This window comes from Streptomyces sp. RKAG290 (assembly GCF_023701695.1).
Taxonomy (GTDB): Bacteria; Actinomycetota; Actinomycetes; order Streptomycetales; family Streptomycetaceae; genus Streptomyces.
In genome coordinates this window covers 6113560-6133480 of the sequence record NZ_JAJOZC010000001.1, presented here as the reverse complement: position 1 = coordinate 6133480, position 19921 = coordinate 6113560, and the positions used below count along the sequence as shown (strand labels likewise).

Sequence of the window (19921 nt, the reverse complement as noted above, 5' to 3'; positions counted from 1 at the left end):
GGCCGGGAGCCTCAGCTGCCTTCCGAGGGCCGCTGCACGGCCCTGCTCCCCACGGCCTTGCTCTCCGGCATCAGCCGCGAGCCGCTGATCCGGTCGCCGGAGATGTCGTTCGGGTTGGACAGGACACAGGTCTCCAGCGAAAGACAGCCGCAGCCGATGCAGTCGGTGAGGTGGTCGCGCAGCCGGGCGAGCTGGTGGATCCGCTCGTCCAGCTCGGAGCGCCACGCCTCGGAGAGCCGCGCCCAGTCGTCGCGGTTCGGGGTGCGCTCCTCCGGGAGTTCGGCCAGTGCGTCCCGGATGGTGGCCAGCGGGATGCCGACCCGCTGGGCGGCGCGGACGAAGGCGACCCGGCGCAGCGCGTCCCGGTCGTAACGACGCTGGTTGCCGCTGGTGCGGCGGCTGCTGATCAGGCCCTTGGCCTCGTAGAAGTGCAGCGCCGAGACCGCTGCGCCACTGCGCGCGGAGAGCTGGCCGACCGTGAGTTCATGGAGTGTCTGTGGGATCTGGGGCACTCCTCGAACCCTACGTGGCCCGTTCCCGGCCGGTTCGTCGTTGACAGGAACGCACCCGCGAACCATGCTGAGCAAGCGCTTAGAAAGCGCCGACGACGGATGGTTGAGCGGGAAGGCAGGGACCAGGGACATGGCAGAGCCGAGGATCTTCACGTCCGCGCAGGAGCTGCGTGACGGCGTGGGTGAACAGCTGGGACACAGCGACTGGCTGGAGATCGAGCAGAAGAGGGTCGACCTCTTCGCCGAGGCCACCGGTGACCACCAGTGGATCCACGTGGACCCGGAGCGGGCCGCCGCCGGGCCGTTCGGCACGACGATCGCGCACGGCTACCTCACCCTCTCGCTGCTGCCGGCCCTGGTACCGCAGGTCATGCGGGTCGAGGGCATGAAGATGGGCATCAACTACGGGACCAACAAGGTCCGGTTCCCCTCCACGGTGCCGGTCGGATCGCGGCTGCGGGCGACGGCGGTCCTGAAGAGCGTCGAGGAGGCGGGCGGCGGCGTGCAGATCACCGCTCTCGTCACGATCGAGCGCGAAGGCAGCGACAAGCCGGCCTGCGTGGCCGAGTCGGTGTCGCGGTACTACTTCTGAGCTCCGCCACCGCGCGTCTGCGCCCCCGGCCCCGAGGCCGGGGGCGCAGACGTCACCGCTTGGCCGCGACCATGCGCAGCACGAGGCCGGCGTACAGCTCGCCGACCTCGTCCGGTGTCCGGCTGCCCTGCGCGTTGAACCACCGCGCCACGTCGATGCAGAGCGAGAGCACGGCGAGCGTCGTGCCCGGCACGTCCGGAACGTCGAACTCGCCCGCCGTCACGCCCTCACCGATGATCCGGCGCACCACCGCGTCGCTGCGGCGGCGCAGCTCGATGATCTCGGTGCGGTGCTCCTCGCCCAGGGCGTCGAGCTCGTACTGGACCACGCGCGCGGTGGTGTGCCGCTCGGCGTGCCAGCGGACGAAGGACCGCACGGCGTCGGCGAGCCGTTCGGCCGCCGTGCCCTCGCTGTCGGCCGCGGCCTCCAGGACGGCCAGGGCGCGGTCGTGACCGATCCTGCTGATCCGGTGGAGCAGCTCTTCCTTCGTCTTGTAGTGGATGTAGAGCGCGGCGGGGCTCATGCCGGCGCGGCCCGCGATGTCCCGGGTGGTGGTCGCGTGGTAGCCGCGCTCGGCGAAGGCGTCGACGGCGGCGACGAGGAGCCGCCGGGCAGCCTCTGGCGTCACTTCGGCCCACGGCGTGTTCTCGCCGTCGGTCTCCTCCGCCGTGCTCATCGTCACTAGCCCCTCTCAGTCAGCAGGACGCACACCATACCTCGAACCTGAGCAAGCGCTTAGGGGTCCGCGGGGTGAGATCGTCAGAGCTTCTGGAAGGGGTCGTGCTCGGCGAGGATCTTCTCCAGCCTGGCCTGGTCGACCCGGCTGATCAGCTGGCCCGCCTCCTGCCGGTCCCTGATGACCTTGGCCAGGGTGAAGCAGGACGTGACCAGATAGAGGACGCCGATGGCGAGGAAGCCGCGCACCCAGGCGTCCGCGTCGAGGAAGTAGATCCCGAGAGCCACCGCACCCATCGCCACCCCGAAGGACGCGACGGCCTGGCCGTAGAAGGCGGCGGTGCTCTGCTGTTTGACCGATGTCGTCTCACTCATGCCGCTCAGCATCGGACGGCGTGGCGCACGCCACATCCGTCCGCGTACTCAGTCCGGTACTCAGGCTGCCCGTCCGGCGCGGAGCGGCGCCCTCAGAAGGCGGAGACGCCCGTCAGCGCACGGCCGATGATCAGCTTCTGGATCTGGCTGGTGCCCTCGTAGAGCGTCATCACCCGGGCGTCGCGCAGCAGCTTGCCCACCGGGTACTCGTCGATGTAGCCGTAGCCGCCGAACACCTGGAGGGCATTGTTGGCGGCGCGGACGGCGGCCTCGGAGGCGAACAGCTTCGCCTGGGAGGCCGCGGTGGCGAAGTCCTCGCCGCGGTCGATCAGGTCGGCCACCCGCCAGGTGAGCAGGCGGGCGGCGTCGACGTCCACGGAGATGTCGCTGATGAGCTCCTGGACGAGCTGGTAGCTCGCGATGGACTTGCCGAACTGTTCGCGCTCTGCCGCGTACCCCACGGCCGCGTCCAGGGCCGCCTGCGCGATGCCGACGCAGCCGGCCGCGACCGACATCCGCCCCTTGGCCAGTGCGGACATGGCGATCGAGAAGCCCTTGCCCTCGGGGCCCATGAGGGCGGTGGCGGGGACCCGTACGTCCTCCAGCACCACCTCAGCCGTCGCCTGGCCGCGCAGGCCGAGCTTGCCGTGGATGGTGCGACGGGTGAGGCCCGGGGTGTCGGTGGGGACCAGGAAGGCGGATATGCCCTTGTGGCCGGGGGTGTCGTTGGTGCGGGCGAAGAGGAGCACCACGTCGGCCCAGGTGCCGTTGGTGATGAACATCTTGCTGCCATTGATGACGTAGCCGTCGCCGTCCCGCACGGCCTTCGTCGTCAGGTTCCCGGCGTCCGACCCGGTGCCCGGCTCGGTGAGGCCGAAGCAGCCGACCGCGTCGCCGGCGGTCAGGCGCGGCAGCCACTGCCCCTTCTGCTCGTCGTCGCCCCAGGCGGCGATGGTCTTGGCGACCAGCCCCAGGGAGACCGAGACGATGCCGCGCACCGAGGAGTCGCCGCGGCCGAGCTCCTCGGTCACCAGGCAGTAGGCGAGGTGGTCACCGCCCGAGCCGCCGTACTCCTCGGGAACGGTCAGCCCGAGGAAGCCGAGCGAGCCCAGCTTCTTCACGATCGACTTGTCGACGCTCTCGGCCCGGTCCCACTCGACGACGTGCGGCGCGATGTCACGGGCGACGAAGTCCTTGGCGAGCTGCCGGACGGCTTCCTGCTCCTCGCTGAGCTCCAGGTTCATCGTGCGACCCTCCACTTTTAATTAGCACTGCTAGTTTTACGGTTGAGCCCTACTATGTGCCGCATGGCCCGCCCGCGCAAGCCCCTCCTCAGCAGAGACCGCATCGTCGCGACGGCGAGCGCCCTCGTGGACACCGAGGGGCTCGACGCCGTCTCGACGCGTCGGCTGGCGGCCGAACTCGGGGTCAGCGGGCCGTCGCTCTACAACCACTTCCGCAACAAGGACGAGATCCTGGACGCGGTCGCCGACGCCGTCTCCGCCCAGGTCGATCTGTCGATGTTCGACGAGTCCGACGCCCGCGACTGGCGCGCGGCCCTGCACGACTGGGCGGTCTCCTATCGTGCGGCGCTCACCGAGCACCCGCACATCGTCCCGGTGCTCGCCCAGGGCCCCGGCCGCCGCCCGGCCGGTCTGCGGGTCGCGGACGCGGTCTTCGGCGCCATGGTCCGGGCGGGCTGGCCGCCCGCCCAGGCCACGTACATCGGCGCGCTGATGCGCTACTTCATCACCGGTTCGGCGCTCGGCTCCTTCGCCCGGGGGTTCGTGGACGACGAGACGGCGTACGACCCGGCCGACTATCCGCACCTCGGCCAGGCCCATCTGCTGGCCGACCGACGGCAGCAGGTCGACGAGGGAGCGTTCGAGACCGGGCTGCGGGCCCTGGTCGACGGGCTCGCGTTGCAGTACGAACAGCTGGCACCAGCCCGGCCGGCGCCGCAGCGCTCCTGACCCCGGCTCCCGGCCGCCGGACCGAAGCCCGGCCGGGTAGCGGAAAATCGGTAGGTGCCGAGCCGTTCGCCGCTTAGCGTCGGCCCCATGACGACGACTCCCACCCCTGCTGCCGCCACCGACGCGGCGCCCCGCGACTGGCGGGCCACCGCCGCCGCTGCCACCACCGTGGTGCTGTGGGCCTCCGCCTTTGTCTCCATCCGCAGCGCGGGTGAGGCCTACTCCCCCGGTGCGCTGGCCCTCGGGCGGCTGCTGGCCGGCTCCCTGGCGCTGGGTGCGCTCCTGCTCCTGCGGCGCGAGGGGCTGCCGTCGCGGGCGGCCTGGCCAGGGATCATCGGCTCCGGACTGCTGTGGTTCGGCCTGTACATGGTGGTGCTCAACTGGGGTGAGCAGCAGGTGGACGCGGGGACGGCCGCCATGGTGGTGAACATCGGGCCCCTGCTGATCGCGCTCCTCGGCGCCCGGCTGCTCGGCGAGGGACTGCCGCGCCGGCTGGTGGTGGGCATGGCCGTGTCCTTCGCCGGCGCCGCGGTGGTGGGGCTCTCCATGTCGGGGCACGGGAGTTCCTCGGTCCTGGGCGTGCTGCTCTGTCTGCTGGCCGCCGTGACGTACGCGGCCGGGGTGGTCAGCCAGAAGCCCGCGCTGCGGCACGGCTCGGCCCTGCAGATCACCACGTTCGGCTGCCTGGTCGGCACGGTGGCCTGTCTGCCGTTCTCCGGAGCGCTGATCTCCGACGCGTCCGACGCACCCCTGTCCGCGACGCTCAACATGGTCTACCTGGGCCTCTTCCCGACCGCCCTGGCCTTCACCACCTGGGCCTACGCGCTGGCCCGCACCACCGCCGGGAAGATGGGCGCCACGACCTACGCGGTGCCCGCGCTCGTGGTGCTGATGTCGTGGCTGCTGCTGGACGAGGTGCCCGCGCTGCTCACCGTCGGCGGCGGCCTGCTCTGCCTGGCCGGGGTGGCGGTCTCCCGGCTGCGTCCGCAGACTGGTGCGACGCGCAGGATTCCGGGCCGGCCGATGGAAGGACCCCGTCATGACGCGGAGAGCCGAGCAGCGGACCGGCCCCAGGAGGACGAAGAAGCGGAAGCCGGCGGGACCGGCCGCTGAGGACCGGGTGCTGGTGACGCCCGAGGGCCGCGCGCGTGACGCCTGGCGCGAGGACTACCCGTACGCCGAGAAGCTCCGCCGCAAGGCGTACGAGAGGTCCAAGCGCGCCCTGCAGATCGAACTGCTCAAGCTCCAGCACTGGGTCAAGGAGCACGACGAACGTCTCGTCATCCTCTTCGAGGGACGCGACGCCGCGGGCAAGGGCGGCACCATCAAGCGGTTCACCGAGCACCTCAACCCACGTGGCGCCCGGGTGGTGGCGCTCGGGACACCCACCGAGCGCGAACGCTCCCAGTGGTACTTCCAGCGGTACGTGGCCCATCTGCCGACCGCCGGGGAGATCGTGCTGTTCGACCGGTCCTGGTACAACCGGGCCGGTGTGGAGCGGGTGATGGGGTTCTGCCCGACCCGCGAGTACCTCGAATTCATGCACCAGGCACCGGGTTTCGAGCAGATGCTCGCCGGCGACGGCATCCACTTGGTCAAGTTCTGGTTCTCGGTGTCCCGCAACGAGCAGCTCAACCGGTTCATGCTCCGGCAGACCGACCCCGTGCGGCAGTGGAAGCTGAGTCCGGTCGACCTCGCGTCGCTCGACAAGTGGGAGGCGTACACCGAGGCCAAGGAGCTGATGCTCTTCCACACGGACACGGCGGACGCGCCATGGACCGTGGTGAAGAGCAACGACAAGAAGCGGGCCCGGCTCGAGGCGATGCGGCACGTGCTGCACCGCTTCGACTACCCGGACAAGGACCCGGCGGTGGTCGGGGAGCCGGACCCGCTGATCGTGGGCCCGGCCTCCCGGCTCTTCGAGCAGGGCGAGATGGAGGCCCGGCGGCTCGCCGCCCACCGGCCGGAGGCCGGGGCGCCGGACTCCTCGAAGGCCTGACAGCCGGCCCCGGGCCTCCGGTTCGGACCATGCCGGGCCGCCATGCCCCGGCGCCGGGCCCCGCTCCCTGACCCGGGCCTGGCCGCCCCGGACGGAGGCCCCTAGAAGACCACCAGCGCGCGGCCGCCCTTGCCAGCGATCATGTTGTCGAAGGCCGCCGGGATGCCGTCCAGCGCGATCCGTTCGGTGACCATCATCGACAGGTCGAAGCGGCCCGCCCTGATGTGGTCGGCCAGCACCGGCAGATCGCGGGCCGGGTCGCTGTTGCCGTACACGCAGCCCGTCAGGGACCTGCCCCAGTGGAAGATCTCCAGGGCGTTGAAGGTCACCTGCTGGTCCTTGCCGCCGATGCCGACGACCGTGGTGCGGCCGCCCCTGCGGGTGGACTCCCAGGCGGCGCGGATGGTGGTGGACCGGCCGACGCACTCGATCGCGACGTCCGCGCCCTGGCCGCCGGTGAGCCCGCGGATCTCGCGGGGGGTGGTGTCGGAGGCGATGACGTAGTCGGTGGCGCCCGCCTGCCGGGCCAGCTCCTCCTTCTCCGGGGAGACGTCCACCGCGATGATCTTCGAGGCACCCGCGATCCGGGCGGACTGCAGCACGGCGAGGCCGACGCCGCCGATCCCGAAGACGACGACGGACTCGCCGGCGCGGACCTGGGCACTGTGGTGGACCGCGCCGTACCCGGTCAGCACGGCGCAGCCGAGCAGGGCTGCGTCGGTGAGCGGGATGCCGTCCGGGGCGGGCAGGACGCAGTTCGCGGCGACGACGGTCTCCTGGGCGAAGGCGGCGACGTTCAGCCCGGGGTGCAGCTCGGTGCCGTCGGCGGTGCGGGCGTGGATGTTCGCCGCCCCGGCCAGGGCGTTGGCGCAGAGCCAGACCTCGCCGATCCCGCAGTGGTGGCAACTTCCGCAGGAAGGTGCCCAGTTGAGTACGACGCCGTCGCCAGGTGCGACATGCGTGACGCCCTCGCCCACGGAGACGACGGTGCCCGCGCCCTCATGACCGAGGACGGCGGGGACGGGCACCCGCATCGTGCCGTTGGACAAGGAGAGGTCGGAGTGGCAGACCCCGGCGGCGGCGAGACGGATGCGCACCTGGCCGGGGCCGGGCTCCGGGAGTGCGATGTCGGTGATCTCCAGCGGAGCTCCGACGGCGGACAGTACGGCGGCGCGGACCACGGACTGGCTCCTTGCTGATCGGTGACGCGGACTCGTGGGAACCGGTTCGGAGACTCGCCGGAGGATCCGGCGGCAGGAACCGGCTCAGAACTGGAGGGACTTGGTCTGCAGGTACTCGGCGAGGCCGTGCGAGCCGAGCTCGCGGCCGACGCCGGACTGCTTGTAGCCGCCGAAGGGGGCGAGCGGGTTGAACCGGCCGCCGTTGATGTCGACCTGCCCGGTGTCCATCCGGCGGGCGAAGGCGACGGCCTCGGCGTCGTCGGCGGCCCAGACGGCGCCGGCCAGCCCGTACACGGTGCCGTTGGCGATCCGCAGCGCGTCGTCCTCGTCCTCGTACTTCAGGATCGAGATGACCGGGCCGAAGATCTCCTCCTGGGCGATGGTCATCTCGGGGGTGACGTCGGCGAACACCGTGGGGCTGACGTAGTACCCCGTGCCGAGCGGCGCCTCGGGTCCGCCCGCGACGACGCGGGCGCCCTCCTCGATGCCCTTCTCGATGTAACCGCGCACCCGGGCCTGCTGCTTGGCGTTGACGAGCGGGCCGACCCGCTCCCCCGGTACGTACTTCGCGACGGCCGCCGCGGCGAGCGCGACGGCTTCCTCGTACCGTTCGCCGTCCACCAGCATCCGGGTCCAGGCGCTGCACGTCTGGCCGGAGTTGGACATCACGTTGGCCACGCCGACGTTGACCGCCTTGGCGAGATCGGCGCCGGGCAGGATGACGTTGGCGGACTTGCCGCCGAGCTCCAGCGCGACACGCTTGACCGCGCCGCCCGCGGTGGCGCCGATCTGCTTCCCGACTGCGGTGGAGCCGGTGAAGGAGACCAGGTCGACGTCCTCGTGCGCGGCGAGGGCCTGTCCGGCGACCGGGCCGAGGCCGGTGACCAGGTTGAAGACACCGGCGGGCAGTCCGGCCTCCGCGGTGGCCTCGGCGAACAGCTGCGCGGTGAGCGGGGTGTCCTCGGCGGGCTTGAGGACGACGGTGCAGCCCGCGGCGAGCGCGGGAGCGACCTTGGCGACGATCTGGTGCAGCGGGTAGTTCCAGGGGGTGATCGCACCGACCACGCCGACGGGCTCCAGCAGCACGGTGGAGTTGCCGTGCTGCTCCTCGAAGGCGTACGTCGCGGCCAGTTCGGCGTACGAGCCCGCGACGAGCACCGGCACGCCCGCGTGCACCATCTGCGACATCGGCAGCGGCGAGCCCAGTTCGGCGGTGACCGTCTCGGCGATCTCGTCCTTGCGGGCGGCCAGGACGTCGCGCAGGGCGCCGATCCGGGCGGCGCGTTCGGCGGGCGGGGTCGCGGCCCAGCCGGGGAAGGCGGCGCGCGCGGCGCTTACCGCGGCGTCCACGTCCGCTGCCGTGCCGGCCGGGACGTGAGCGATGACCTGCTCGTCCGCCGGGTTGACGACCGCGATCGTGTCCGTTCCTGCGGCGGGGCGCCATTCGCCGCCGATGTACATACCGTCGTGGGCCTTCATGGCTGTTCCTCCCGGGCACGGTGACGGACGAGCTCGTCCGCGCCCCAAACTAGCGCTGTTAGTTTTCAGGCGCCAGAGACGCCGGTCACGCACGGCCGCCGGATTCGGGGTGGCCGGCTCCGCGACGGGGTGGCCGGCACCGGGGAATGGCCTGGCCGCCCGGCGGGCACCGGGCTCCCCATGATCCCGGCACCGCACCCTGGCCGGGAGTCCGGTACCGGTGACTAAAGTGACTGGTCTCATGGCAGCAGCACATCCGCACGAAACGGCACCCAGGAACCCGGACGGGCCGCCCGTGCTGCGCGTGCACCTTTTCGGCGGCTTCAGGGTGGAACGTGACGGTGGTGTCCCCCTCGCCGACAAATGGCCGCGCCCGAGTGCCCGTTCCCTGGTGAAACTGCTCGCCGTCTCCCCCGGCCACAGCCTCCACCGCGAGCAGGCCATGGAGATCTGCTGGCCGGACTCCGACCCGCACGCGGCCCTGGGCAGCCTGCGGGTCGCGCTGCACGCCGCGCGCCGCGCCATCGAACCGGAGCTCGCGCCCCGCGCCTCCTCGTCCTATCTGACCGGCGAGGGCACCCTGCTGCGGCTCGACCCGCTGACCGTCGTGATCGACGCGGACGAGGCGGAGGTCCTGGCCGAGCGCGCCCTGGCCGGTGGCACCACCGCGGAGCTCGCCGCGGCTCTAGGGGCGTTCACCGGGGAGCTGCTGCCCGAGGACCGTTACGCCGCCTGGGCGGAGGCCCGGCGCACCCGGCTCGCCGCGCTGCACGACCGGGTACGGCTCGCCCTGGCCGAGGCCTGGCTCGCGGACGGCGAGAACGAGCCGGCGACCGAGGTCGCACTGCTCGCGCTGGCAGCCGCACCGGCCGAGGAGCGGGCCCACCGGGTGGTGATCGAGGCCTGTCTGCGCCAGGGGCTGCGGCGGCAGGCGGTGCGCCAGTACCACCTGTGCCGGGAGGCGCTGGACGCCGAGCTCGGCGTACGCCCCGGCCCGGCGACCGAACGGCTGCACCTGCTGGCGCTGGACGCCACCACGCCCGTGCTGCCCGCCTCCGCCTCCCCGGTGCTCCCTGCCGCGATCCGTACCCCGGCGGGGCCCCCGCTGCGCGGCCGCGACGACGCGCTGCGGACGCTGCTCGCCGGGGACGGTCCGCCGGTGCGGCTGGTCGGCGGCGAGGCCGGGGTGGGCAAGACCCGGCTGACGGGCGAGGCCGCCCGTGCGGCGGCGGGCACGGGCACCACCGTCCTGTGGGGCGCCGGTCACGACGCCGAGGGCCACACCCCGTACGGCGTCTTCGTCGAGGCGCTGGACGCCTGGCTGGCCGACCGGCCACCGGCGGAGCGGGCCCGGATCGGTGGCGAGTACCCCGAACTGGCCGCGCTGCTGCCCTCGCTGGGGCAGATCGGGGCCGGCCGGGAGCGCAGCCCGGAGGAGGAACGCGACCGGCTGTTCCGGGCGACGGCCGGACTGCTCGGCGATCTCTCCGCGACCGCCCCGGTGCTGCTGGTACTGGACGATCTGCAGGCCGCGGACGCCGGGTCGTACCAGCTGCTCAGCCACCTGGCCCGGCGGGCGGCGACCACCGGGGCGCGGTGGCGGTTCATGGTCACCTACCGCGGCGAGGAGTTCGACGCGGGCGACCCGCGCCGCGCGGCGCTGGAGGCCCTGGTGGGCGGACGGCTCGCCGAGACCGTCGAACTGGGACGGCTGGACCGCGCGCAGTGTCTGGCGATCGCCCGGGACGCGGGGGCCGTGACGGGTCTCGACCGGGTGTGGGAGCTGTCGCTGGGCAATCCGCTCTTCGCTCTGGAGCTGGCCCGCACCGTCCACGAGGGCGCGGACCCGGCCGCCCTGAGCGCTCCCGAGGGGGTGCGCCAGCTGGTGGCCGCGCGGCTGGCCCGGCTGGGGCCCGCCACCCGTCGGGTCGTCGAGGCGATCTCGGTGACCGGCGGCGGTGCGGCGCTCACCGAGATCCTCGACGTGGCCGGGAACGGGCTGCACCCGCCGCTCTCACCGGCCGAGGCGACCGACGCCGTGGACGCGGCAGTGACGGCCTCGGTCGTGACCGAACGGCCGGTGACGGTGGGCGGCAGGTCGCTGCCCGGTCTCGCCTTCCGTCATCCGCTGGTGCGCCTGACCTGCTACGACGGCCTGTCCACGGCCCGCCGCCGCCAGCTGCACTCGGCGTACGCCGAGGCTGTGCTGCGTCACCGTCCCGACGCCGTCGACACCCTGGCCGCGCAGCTGACCCGCGCAGACGACCCGCGGGCGACCGGATATCTGCGACAGGCCGCCGAACGCGCGGCCGCCCTCTGCGCCAACGACACCGCGGACCGCTACTACGCCGAACTGACCAGCCGGCTCGACGCGTCGGCGGCCGACGCGGCCCAGGCCCGGATCGATCGATCGCGGGGCCGTCCTGCGCCGGATGGCCCGCTACCGGGAGGCGGCAGCGGTGCTGCGCGAGGCGCTGGACGACATGGTCCGGCGGGGGACGAGGACGGGCAGGTACTCGCCGCGGCGCGGCTCACCCAGGTGCTGGTGAAGTACCGGGGCACCGAGGAGGGCGAGGAGCTGCTGCGCACCTATCCACCCGGCCCGCGCACCCCGCCGCTGGCCGTGGCCACGCACCATCTGGCCGCCGGCGGACTGCGGTTCGTCACCGGACGGTACGACGCCGCGCACGCCTCGGCCCGTATCGCACAGGACGCCGCGGACAGCGTGCGGGGCAGCGGGCGCCGGGGGCTGCTCGCCCAGTCGCTGGCGATGCAGGCGACCTCGCTGGGTCTCGCCGGCCGGTTCGACCAGGCCAGGCTCGCTGCGGACCGGGCGCTGCCGCACGCGGAGGCGTACGGGGACCAGGAGCTGCTGGTCACGACGCTCTCGGTGCTGCGGGAGCATGCCCGCAGGTCGGGGCGGCTCGGCGAGGCCGTCTCCATGGGGCAGCGCGCCCTGAAGCTCGCCGAGCACACCGGTGATCCGACCGCGGTCGCCTTCGAGCGCGCTAATCTCGCCGAACTGCACCTGTTGCTGCGGGAGTTCACCGAGGCGCGGGAGCACGCGCAGGCAGCGGTACGGGAGACGGAGTCGCGCACCACCTGGTGCACCCCGTACGCACTGGCCGCCCTCGCCCGGGTCCGGATCCGGACCGGCGAGGAGGGCGCCGCGGAACTGCTCACCCAGGCCGGCCGGGTGGCTGAGGCGCAGGCGGACCGGCAGGCGGTGCACGAGGTCCGCACGGCGCGGGCCGAACTCCTGGTCCGCGAGGGCAGTCCGGGCGAGGCCTTCGCCCTGCTGACCCGGGACAGCGGTCCGGGCACCGCCCATCTCGCGGCCTGGGCGGAGCTGCTCTCGGGGCACCCGGAGGCGGCGGCCCGCCGCGCGGCCGAGGAGACCGCCCGCGCGGAACAGGTCGGCGAGCGGCTGGCGGAGACCGAGGCGCGTACGGTGCTCGGGGCCGCGCTGGCGGCGAGCGGGCAGCAGGGCGCGGCCCAGGAGGAGTTCGACCGGGCGGCGGCGCTGGCGGCCGAACTCCCCTATCCGGCCGGGGCGTTCCGGGTGGACAGGGCCCGGGTGCCGGGCGGGCCGACCGTCGGCTGAGGGCGGCGGGGGCTCGGGCCGCGGGACCCGAGGTTCGCGGGGCCGCACGGCACCGGACCGCACGGCGAGCCACCGGACCGCACGGCCACCGGACCCCAGAGCCAGGCCACCGGGCGGGTCTTCCAGCGGAGGGACGCCGAGGCCCGGACGGACTCCGCCGAGGTGACTACATGTCCAGGCCCGGGACGTCCCTCGGCAACGGGCAGATCCGCCGGCCCTGGTGGTCGAAGACGTACAGGTGCGCCAGGTCGACCAGGAGCGGGACCTGGCCTCCGGTGCGCAGCCGCATGTCAGGGCCGGTGCGCACCACGAGGTCGCTTGCCGTGATCGCGGGGCGGTCGGGGCTGTGCACCGGGGCGGACTCGGATGCCGGTTCGTCCAGGACGGCGACAGGGCCGCTGATGTGCGCGGTAGCGCGTTCCCTGAGCCGTTCCAGCACCCCGACCCCGCCTTCGGCGCTGCGGCGTCGGCGCGGGGCGCCGCGCTCCGGGCGGGCCGATTCCAGGTCGGGCACCACGGCGGGCTGTGAGCCGGTGTTGAGGTGGACCAGCGCCTCGTGACCCTGGTACTCGACATGCTCGACGATGCCGCTGAGCGCGACCTCGCCGGGGCGGGCCTGGCTGGGCGGGGCGATCCTGACCGCTTCGGAGCGCAGTCCGACGATGATCCGGCGGCCCTGCTGGATGCGGAGCAACTGGTGGTCGGCGCTGAGCGGTTCGGGCAGCGGAAGACGCTGGCGGCCGAGGTCGATCGACATCCGCCCCTCCAGGGGGGCGTGGACGACGGCCTGCAGCAGATTGATCCGCGGGGTGCCGATGAAGGCCGCGACGAACACGTTCTCCGGCAGGGCGTACACCTCGCGCGGCGGACTGACCTGCTGAAGCACTCCGCCCCGCATCACGGCGACCCGGTGGCCGAGCGACATCGCCTCGGCCTGGTCGTGTGTCACGTAGACCGTGGTGACGCCGAGCTCCTTGGTGAGCTGGGATATCTCGGCCCGCAGATGGTTGCGGAGCTTCGCGTCGAGGTTGGAGAGCGGCTCGTCCATCAGGAAGGCGGAGGGCTGGCGCGAGATGGCCCGGCCCATGGCGACCCGCTGGCGCTCGCCGCCGGACAACTGGCCGGGGAAGCGGTCCAGGACGCTCTCGATCCCGAGCATCCTGGCCGTGTTCTCGATGCGCTCGCTGTGGTCGTGGCGCGGGTTCTCCAGCTTCAGCGGGAAGCCGATGTTGGCCCGGTTGGTCATGGTCGGGTAGAGCGCGAAGTTCTGGAAGACCATGGCCATTCCGCGTTCGCGGGGCGACAGATGATTGGCCGGTTCCCCGTCGAGCAGTATGTCGCCCTCGGTGACGTCCTCAAGGCCGGCGATCATGCGGAGCACTGTCGACTTGCCGCATCCCGACGGGCCCAGCAGGACGAGGAACTCGCCGGGGTCGATGGAGAGGGAGAGACGGTCGACGGCGCGCGAGGAACGCCCGTACGCCTTGCTGACGTTGTGCAGTGTGATGGCGCGAGTCATGTGGTTCCGCCCGGAAGGGTGATGTGGAGCGGTGGGGAGCGGCAGTGGCCTGAAATTAACCCACTGCGCGGGGTGAGGGAATGACTCGCGCAAAGGTTGCGCGTACTGGGGCCGACGAGCTGGAAGTGTCAGGTGGGGTTCCGGTTCAGGCGGGGCCGGGCGGGGACGTCCGGGGCGAGCGCGTCCTGGCCTCCCGCGGACGGACGCCCTCGCCCTCCGCGTGCCCCCAGTCCCGCCGCCGCGAGCAGCAGCGCGCCCAGCATCACGAACGGTGCGGCGCTGCCCGCGACCCCGGCGACGAGTCCGGCGGACGCGGGCGCCGCCACCTGGCCGAGCCGGTTGCCGGTCAGCCGCAGGGCGAGCGCGGTGGAGCGGGCGGCGGCGGGGGCGGCCTGGACGACGGTGGTCATCGACAGCGGCTGGCCGACGCCGAGGCAGAAGCCGAGGACGGCGAGCATCACGCCCAGGGCGCCGACGGGGACGGGCAGGGCGATGCCGGCACAGAGGAGTCCGGCCAGCAGGCAGGTGACGGTGAGCAGGAGCGGGCGGCCCAGCACCCGGAGCATCGGGGTCATCACCAGCCGGCAGGCGATGGTGGCGGCGGCGCGCAGGCTCAGCAGCAGGCCGATGGTGGCGGGGGCGATACCGCGGTGCTCGCCGACGACGGGCAGATAGGCGGTCAGGATGTCGGTCGCGGAGAGCACGGCGAGGCTGATGAAGATCCCGGCCGGGACCCCGCGGGCCCGCAGTATGCGCCCGACGGGGACCTTGTCACCGGGCGGGGCACGGCGGGCGGCCGGGGCGGTGCGGTGCTCTATGCGCCAGAGCGAGCCGAAGGAGACGGCGGCGACAGCTGCGGCGACGAGCAGCGCGAGCGCGCTCGTACGTGCCATGGCGCCGTCACGTTCGGAGATCAGGTACCCGGCGGCGATCGGGCCGATGAGCTGTCCGAGGGAGGCGCCGATGGTGAAGTGCCCGAAGTTCCGGTCCTGTTCGGCGGGGGCGGACTGCCGGGCGACGATCGACTGCGCACCGATCACGAAGCAGAGGTGGCCGAGCCCCATGACGCCGCTCCAGGCCGCCATCGCGGTCAGCGAGCCCGCCCGGCCGCTGAGGGCGCAGCCGCCCGCGATCAGGACGACACCGAGCGGCAGCAGGGGCGCGCACCGGCCGTGGTCCGTCCGGCGCCCCAGCGGGACGGCGGCGAAGAGCGGGAGGAGCGCGTACACACCGGTGATCACACCGATCGCGCGCTCGTCGGCGCCGAGCGCCAGGGCCCGGTAGGAGACGGCGGGCCGCGCCATCGACACCGCCCCCTGCGCGAAGGCGAAGGCGATGACGAGGCGCAGCAGCCAGCTCCGGCCGGGCCCGGTGGTGTCGGTCATGGATCAGATGATCCCGAACAGGAGTCCGGCGCCGAGCACGACCAGCGAGGTGATCGCGGCCCACTTGACCGTGAAACGGGTGTGGTCACCGAACTCGACCCTGGCCATGCCGACCAGGACGTAGACGGCGGGCACCAGCGGGGAGGACATGTGCAGGGGCTGGCCGACCAGGGAGGCACGGGCGATCTCCAGCGGGGAGACGCCGTGCGCGGCACCGGCCTCGGCGAGCACGGGCACGACACCGAAGTAGAAGCCGTCGTTGGACATGAAGTACGTGAGCGGGATGCTCAGCACACCGGTGACGAGCGCCATGTGCGGACCCATGCCGTCGGGGATCGCGCCGACCAGCCAGTCGGCCATGTGGTCGACCATGCCGGTGCCGGACAGGACGCCGGTGAAGACGGCGGCGGCGAAGACCATGCCGGAGACGTTGAGGACGTTGTCGGCGTGGGCGGCGAGCCGGGCACGCTGGTCGGGCATGTGGGGGAAGTTGACGGTGAGGGCGAGGGCCGCACCGAGGAGGAAGAGCACCGGGATGGGCATCAGTTCCATGATCATCGCGGCGAGCAGCACGACGGTCAGTGCGGCGTTGAACCAGTAGAGCTTCGGACGCAGGGTGGCGCGGTGGGGGTCCAAGCCCTTGAAGCCGTCGCCATCGGCCGTTTCCTCGCCGTCGGTCGCCTCCTTCTCGTCGTCCGCCGCTTCTTCGCCGTCCGTGCCCCCCGTACCGGTTCCGCCGGCGCCCTTGCGCAGCCGGTCAGCGCCGCCGCCGGCGGTGACGAGAACCGTCTCGGACTCCGTGACCGTCTCGTCGGCCAGGGCCTCGCCGAGGGTCAGCGTGCCGAGCCGCTTGCGCTCGCGCCGGCCGAGGACCACGGCCAGCAGGATCACGGCGAGCAGTCCGACGCCGAGCGCCGGGATCATCGGGACGAAGATGTCACTCGCGTCCAGCTTGAGCGCGGTGGCGGCACGGGCCGTGGGACCGCCCCACGGCAGGGTGTTCATGACACCGTTCGCCGTGGCGGCGACCCCGGTCATCACGACCAGGCTCATCTTCAGGCGCTTGTAGAGCGGATACATCGCCGAGACGGTGATCATGAAGGTGGTGGAGCCGTCTCCGTCCAGCGAGACGATCGCGGCGAGCACCGCCGTACCGATGACGATCCGCATCGGGTCGGCCTTGCAGAAGCGCAGGATGCCCCGGACGATCGGGTCGAAGAGCCCGACGTCGATCATCACGCCGAAGTAGACGATCGCGAACATCAGCATGGCGGCGGTCGGGGCGAGGTTGCCGACGCCGTCGATGACGTAGTCACCGAGCTTCGCACCCTGCCCCACGGCCACGCAGAACAGCGCGGGGATCAGGACGAGCGCCGCGATCGGCGACATCTTCTTCATCATGATCAGGACCAGGAAGGTCGCGATCATGGCGAAGCCGAGAATTGTCAGCATGTGGGTACCTATCGTTCACCTTTGAACTGCCACCGGAGCCGGCGGTTCGGATGACGTTAGGACGCGCCATGCGGCGTTAACAAGACGTTGACATGCGAGCAATACGAGCAAAACCCCAGGTCAACGCGCGGGTGCCACCGTGACGGGGATGCCGTTGAGCACGGCGGTGCCGGAGAGCGGGTCGAGCCGGGTGCCGTCGAGCAGCTGGTTGACGTTGACGCCGGGCTGTGCGGCGGCGACGGACATCCGGGTGCCGGGGCGGCTGTGCCCCCAGCCGTGCGGGAGGCTCACCACTCCGGTCCGTACGCCGTCGGTGATCTCGACCGGGGCGGTCAGCTCACCGCCGTCCGCCGTGACCGTGGCCGCGGCACCGTCGGCCAGCCCGAGGCGGGCCGCGTCGTCGGGGTGCACCTGGAGGGTGCAGACGTTGGAGCCGCCGGAGAGCGCGGCGACGTTGTGCATCCAGCTGTTGTTGGACCGCAGATGGCGGCGGCCGATGAGGACGAGTGCGTCGGGGTCCCCGCGGCCCGCGAGGGCGCTGCGCAGCCTGGGCAGATCGGCGGCGATGGGTGCGGGGAAGAGCTCGACGCGTCCGCTGCGGGTGGTGAGGACCTCCGGGACACGGGGAGCGAGGGGGCCGAGGTCGATGCCGTGCGGGTGGGCGAGCAGCCGGTCCAGGGTGAGGCCGTCGGGGTCGGCGCCGAACCCCTCGCCGTACGGGCCGAGGCGGAGCATCAGGTCGAGGCGGCGTTCCGGTCCGGTGCGGCCGGTGAGCGCGGCGGCGAGTTCGGCCGGGCTGCGCCCGTGGACGGGCGAATGGGGGTCCGCGACAGTCTTGCCGAGGGCCCGGTCGATGATCATCGCGTCGACGGCGGCCGGGTCCGCGCCGTGCATCCCGGAGACGGCCAGGACGAGCCGGGCGAGGATCTCGCTCTCGTCCATCCTGTCCGCGTCCAGGGGTACGGCGGGGCGGGTGTAGCGGACCTGGTTGCGCACGGCGAGGGTGTTGAACGCGAAGTCGAAGTGGGCGCTCTGCGAGGGCGGCGGCGGCGGAAGCACCACGTCGGCATGGCGGGAGGTCTCGTTGAGGTACGGGTCGACGCTCACCATGAAGTCGAGGCCGTCGGCCAGTGCCCGGTCGAGCCGGTCGCCGTCGGGCGCCGAGAGCACGGGGTTGGCGGCCAGGACGATCAGCGCGCGGATCCGACCCTCCCCCGGTGTCCCGATCTCCTCGGCCAGTGCGGAGATGGGCAGTTCGCCCTTGGCCTCGGGGTGCCCGGACACCCGGCTCGTCCAGCGCCCGAGGGCGAAGCCCTTGCCGGGGGCGGCGGGCCGTGGGGCGCGGGCGGTGGCGGAGAGGGGAAAGAGGGCGCCGCCAGGGCGGTCGAGGTTGCCGGTGAGGATGTTGAGGACGTCGACGAGCCAGCTGGCGAGGGTGCCGTGCTCGACGGTACAGCTGCCGATACGGCCGTAGACGGCGGCGGTGGGGGCGGCCGCGAGCTCCCGGGCCATGGCGCGGATGGTGTCGGCGGCCACGTCACAGGCGGGGGCCACCGCCTCCGGCGTGAAGTCCCGCACCGCTTCGGCGACTTCCTCGATTCCCTGGACGTGGTCCGCCAGGGCGCCGGGGTCGGTCAGCTTCTCCTCGAAGAGCACGTGGGTGACGGCCGCGAGCAGGAGGGCGTCGGTACCGGGGCGGATGGCGACGTGCCGGTCGGCGAGCCGCGCGGTGCGGGTGCGGCGCGGATCGACGACCGTGAGGCTGCCGCCGCGGCGGCGCAGTGCCTTGAGCTTTCCGGGGAAGTCGGGGGCGGTGCACAGGCTGCCGTTGGATTCGAGCGGGTTGGCTCCGAGCAGCAGCAGATGGCCGGTGCGGTCGAGGTCGGGCACCGGGATGCTGTTCGGATCGCCGAAGAGCAGCCCGCTGGAGACGTGCTTGGGCATCTGGTCCAGGGTGCTCGCGGTGAACAGGGCCCGGGTCCGCAGGGCCGCGAGCAGTGCGGACGGGTAGAGGGCGCCGGCCATGGTGTGCACATTGGGATTGCCGAGTACGACGCCGACGGCCTGCGGGCCGTGCTGTGCGGTGACGGCCGGCAGGGCACGGGCGATCACGTCGAACGCCTCGCTCCAACTGGCCTCCGTCAGCACGCCGTCCCTGCGGACGAGCGGGGTGCGCAACCGGTCGGGGTCCTCGTCGAGGCCGCCGATGGACGCGCCCTTGGGGCAGATGAAGCCCTGGCTGAACACGTCGTCCCGGTCACCACGGGCACCCGTGACCCTGGTCCCCTCGATGGTGAGGGTGAGTCCGCAGGTGGCTTCGCAGAGGGGGCAGATGCGCAGGGCGGTGCGGGTGCTGCTGGGGTCTTGCGACATGGGCCCTCCCCGGGGCGGCGACAGCGGTGGCGCGCGTACGTGGGCAAGCACGGCCGAGCATACCGACCGGTACGCATGCTGGGGAGGTGTTGCGGCAAAGGGTTTGCCCGGCCGCCCGTGCTCGCCCGCCGCCCCTGTTCCGGCCGTCTCGCCGGCCGGTCTCAGTCCAGCACCCGTGCGAGGTAGGCGTGGAGCAGCGCCCGGGTCTCGGTGACGATCGCGTGGTCACCGGACGGGTCGGTGCGGAAGGCGAGCTTGAGCAGGGCGTCGGTGGCCTCCACGCAGACCAGGATCGCGCGCAGCAGATCCTCGTCGGCGGCACGGCCCAGGTACCCGGAGAGGAGGTCGGCGAGCCGGCCCGCGACCCGCTGGTTGGCGTCGTCCGCCGGGTCCTCGTCCGGTGCGGGTGCGCCGAAGTCGACCAGGGCGAAGCCGGGGACGGAGCGCTTCATCGCCAGGTACTCGTCCAGCACGGCATCGATGGCACGGCGCCAGTCGGCGGGCGGGATGGCGGCCAGTCGGCCGGTGATGCGCTCGGCGTAGCTGTCCAGGTTGCGGCGGGCGAGGGCGTCGGCCAGCGCGCGCTTGTTGGAGAAGAACCGGTAGACGGAACCGATGGGGACCTCGGCACGTACGGCGACGGCGCGGGTGGAGAGCTGCTCGTAGCCGGTCTCGTCGAGGAGTTCCGCGCAGGCGTCGAGTATCCGGGCGAGGCGCTCGGCGCTGCGCTGCTGCACGGGGGCGCGACGGAGGTTCGTGTTCGCATGGGGCACGGGCTCCATGATGCCGTGGGCCTCCTCCG

At 72.6% G+C, this 19921-nt stretch carries 16 protein-coding genes; 5 read left to right on the top strand and 11 right to left on the bottom strand.

The window, feature by feature from the left end:
* Positions 1-11 precede the first annotated feature (11 nt).
* Positions 12-512 carry a redox-sensitive transcriptional activator SoxR gene (soxR, locus tag LNW71_RS27100; protein ID WP_250970600.1) on the bottom strand — a complete coding sequence of 167 codons (501 nt, stop codon included), beginning with the start codon at positions 510-512 and terminating at the stop codon, positions 12-14.
* Between the two features lie 130 nt (positions 513-642).
* Here soxR and LNW71_RS27095 point away from each other — a divergent pair, with 130 nt between their 5' ends.
* Entirely contained in the window at positions 643-1104 is a 462-nt protein-coding gene (locus tag LNW71_RS27095; RefSeq protein WP_250970599.1) for a MaoC family dehydratase, read from the top strand.
* Positions 1105-1156: 52 nt separating this feature from the next.
* Here the strand turns inward: LNW71_RS27095 and LNW71_RS27090 are convergent, their stop codons facing one another.
* From LNW71_RS27090 to LNW71_RS27080, 3 genes are all read right to left on the bottom strand, one after another.
* The gene (locus LNW71_RS27090; RefSeq protein WP_250970598.1) at positions 1157-1780 is read right to left on the bottom strand and encodes a TetR/AcrR family transcriptional regulator; all 624 of its coding nucleotides are present in this window, start codon (positions 1778-1780) and stop codon (positions 1157-1159) included.
* A gap of 83 nt (positions 1781-1863) precedes the next feature.
* The gene (locus tag LNW71_RS27085; protein WP_250970597.1) at positions 1864-2154 is read right to left on the bottom strand and encodes a YiaA/YiaB family inner membrane protein; all 291 of its coding nucleotides are present in this window, start codon (positions 2152-2154) and stop codon (positions 1864-1866) included.
* 92 nt (positions 2155-2246) lie between these two features.
* The gene (locus LNW71_RS27080) at positions 2247-3398 is read right to left on the bottom strand and encodes an acyl-CoA dehydrogenase family protein (protein WP_250970596.1); all 1152 of its coding nucleotides are present in this window, start codon (positions 3396-3398) and stop codon (positions 2247-2249) included.
* Between the two features lie 63 nt (positions 3399-3461).
* Between LNW71_RS27080 and LNW71_RS27075 the strand changes: the two genes are divergently transcribed.
* The 3 genes from LNW71_RS27075 (at position 3462) to ppk2 (ending at position 6126) form a co-directional block, all read left to right on the top strand.
* Positions 3462-4127 carry a TetR/AcrR family transcriptional regulator gene (locus tag LNW71_RS27075; RefSeq protein ID WP_250970595.1) on the top strand — a complete coding sequence of 222 codons (666 nt, stop codon included), beginning with the start codon at positions 3462-3464 and terminating at the stop codon, positions 4125-4127.
* 87 nt (positions 4128-4214) lie between these two features.
* On the top strand, positions 4215-5240 hold the full coding sequence (locus tag LNW71_RS27070) for a DMT family transporter (RefSeq protein ID WP_250970594.1): 1026 nt from the start codon (positions 4215-4217) through the stop codon (positions 5238-5240).
* Positions 5167-6126: a polyphosphate kinase 2 gene (gene ppk2, locus LNW71_RS27065; protein ID WP_250970593.1), complete on the top strand. Its 960-nt coding sequence runs from the start codon at positions 5167-5169 to the stop codon at positions 6124-6126. Before LNW71_RS27070 ends, ppk2 begins: the two co-directional genes overlap by 74 nt.
* A gap of 101 nt (positions 6127-6227) precedes the next feature.
* Here the strand turns inward: ppk2 and LNW71_RS27060 are convergent, their stop codons facing one another.
* Complete coding sequence (locus tag LNW71_RS27060; protein ID WP_250970592.1) at positions 6228-7307, bottom strand: Zn-dependent alcohol dehydrogenase; 1080 nt, start codon at positions 7305-7307, stop codon at positions 6228-6230.
* Between the two features lie 84 nt (positions 7308-7391).
* Entirely contained in the window at positions 7392-8786 is a 1395-nt protein-coding gene (locus LNW71_RS27055) for an aldehyde dehydrogenase family protein (protein WP_250970591.1), read from the bottom strand.
* 241 nt (positions 8787-9027) lie between these two features.
* Between LNW71_RS27055 and LNW71_RS27050 the strand changes: the two genes are divergently transcribed.
* Complete coding sequence (locus tag LNW71_RS27050; protein WP_285802206.1) at positions 9028-12390, top strand: AAA family ATPase; 3363 nt, start codon at positions 9028-9030, stop codon at positions 12388-12390.
* A 166-nt stretch (positions 12391-12556) separates the two neighbouring features.
* On the opposite strand, the gene LNW71_RS27045 is transcribed toward LNW71_RS27050, so the two are convergent.
* The 5 genes from LNW71_RS27045 to LNW71_RS27025 all read right to left on the bottom strand — a co-directional run bounded on the left by LNW71_RS27045 (position 12557) and on the right by LNW71_RS27025 (position 19901).
* A complete protein-coding gene (locus LNW71_RS27045) occupies positions 12557-13909 on the bottom strand; it encodes an ABC transporter ATP-binding protein (protein ID WP_250970590.1) in 1353 nt (450 codons plus the stop codon).
* A 128-nt stretch (positions 13910-14037) separates the two neighbouring features.
* Positions 14038-15294 (bottom strand): MFS transporter, encoded by a 1257-nt coding sequence (locus LNW71_RS27040; protein ID WP_250970589.1) that lies wholly within the window; start codon positions 15292-15294, stop codon positions 14038-14040.
* Positions 15295-15297: 3 nt separating this feature from the next.
* Entirely contained in the window at positions 15298-16746 is a 1449-nt protein-coding gene (locus LNW71_RS27035) for a citrate:proton symporter (protein ID WP_250970588.1), read from the bottom strand.
* Positions 16747-16866: 120 nt separating this feature from the next.
* Positions 16867-19119, bottom strand: a complete 2253-nt coding sequence (locus tag LNW71_RS27030) for a molybdopterin oxidoreductase family protein (protein ID WP_250970587.1) — start codon at positions 19117-19119, stop codon at positions 16867-16869.
* Between the two features lie 161 nt (positions 19120-19280).
* Entirely contained in the window at positions 19281-19901 is a 621-nt protein-coding gene (locus LNW71_RS27025) for a TetR/AcrR family transcriptional regulator (protein WP_250970586.1), read from the bottom strand.
* Positions 19902-19921: the final 20 nt, after the last annotated feature.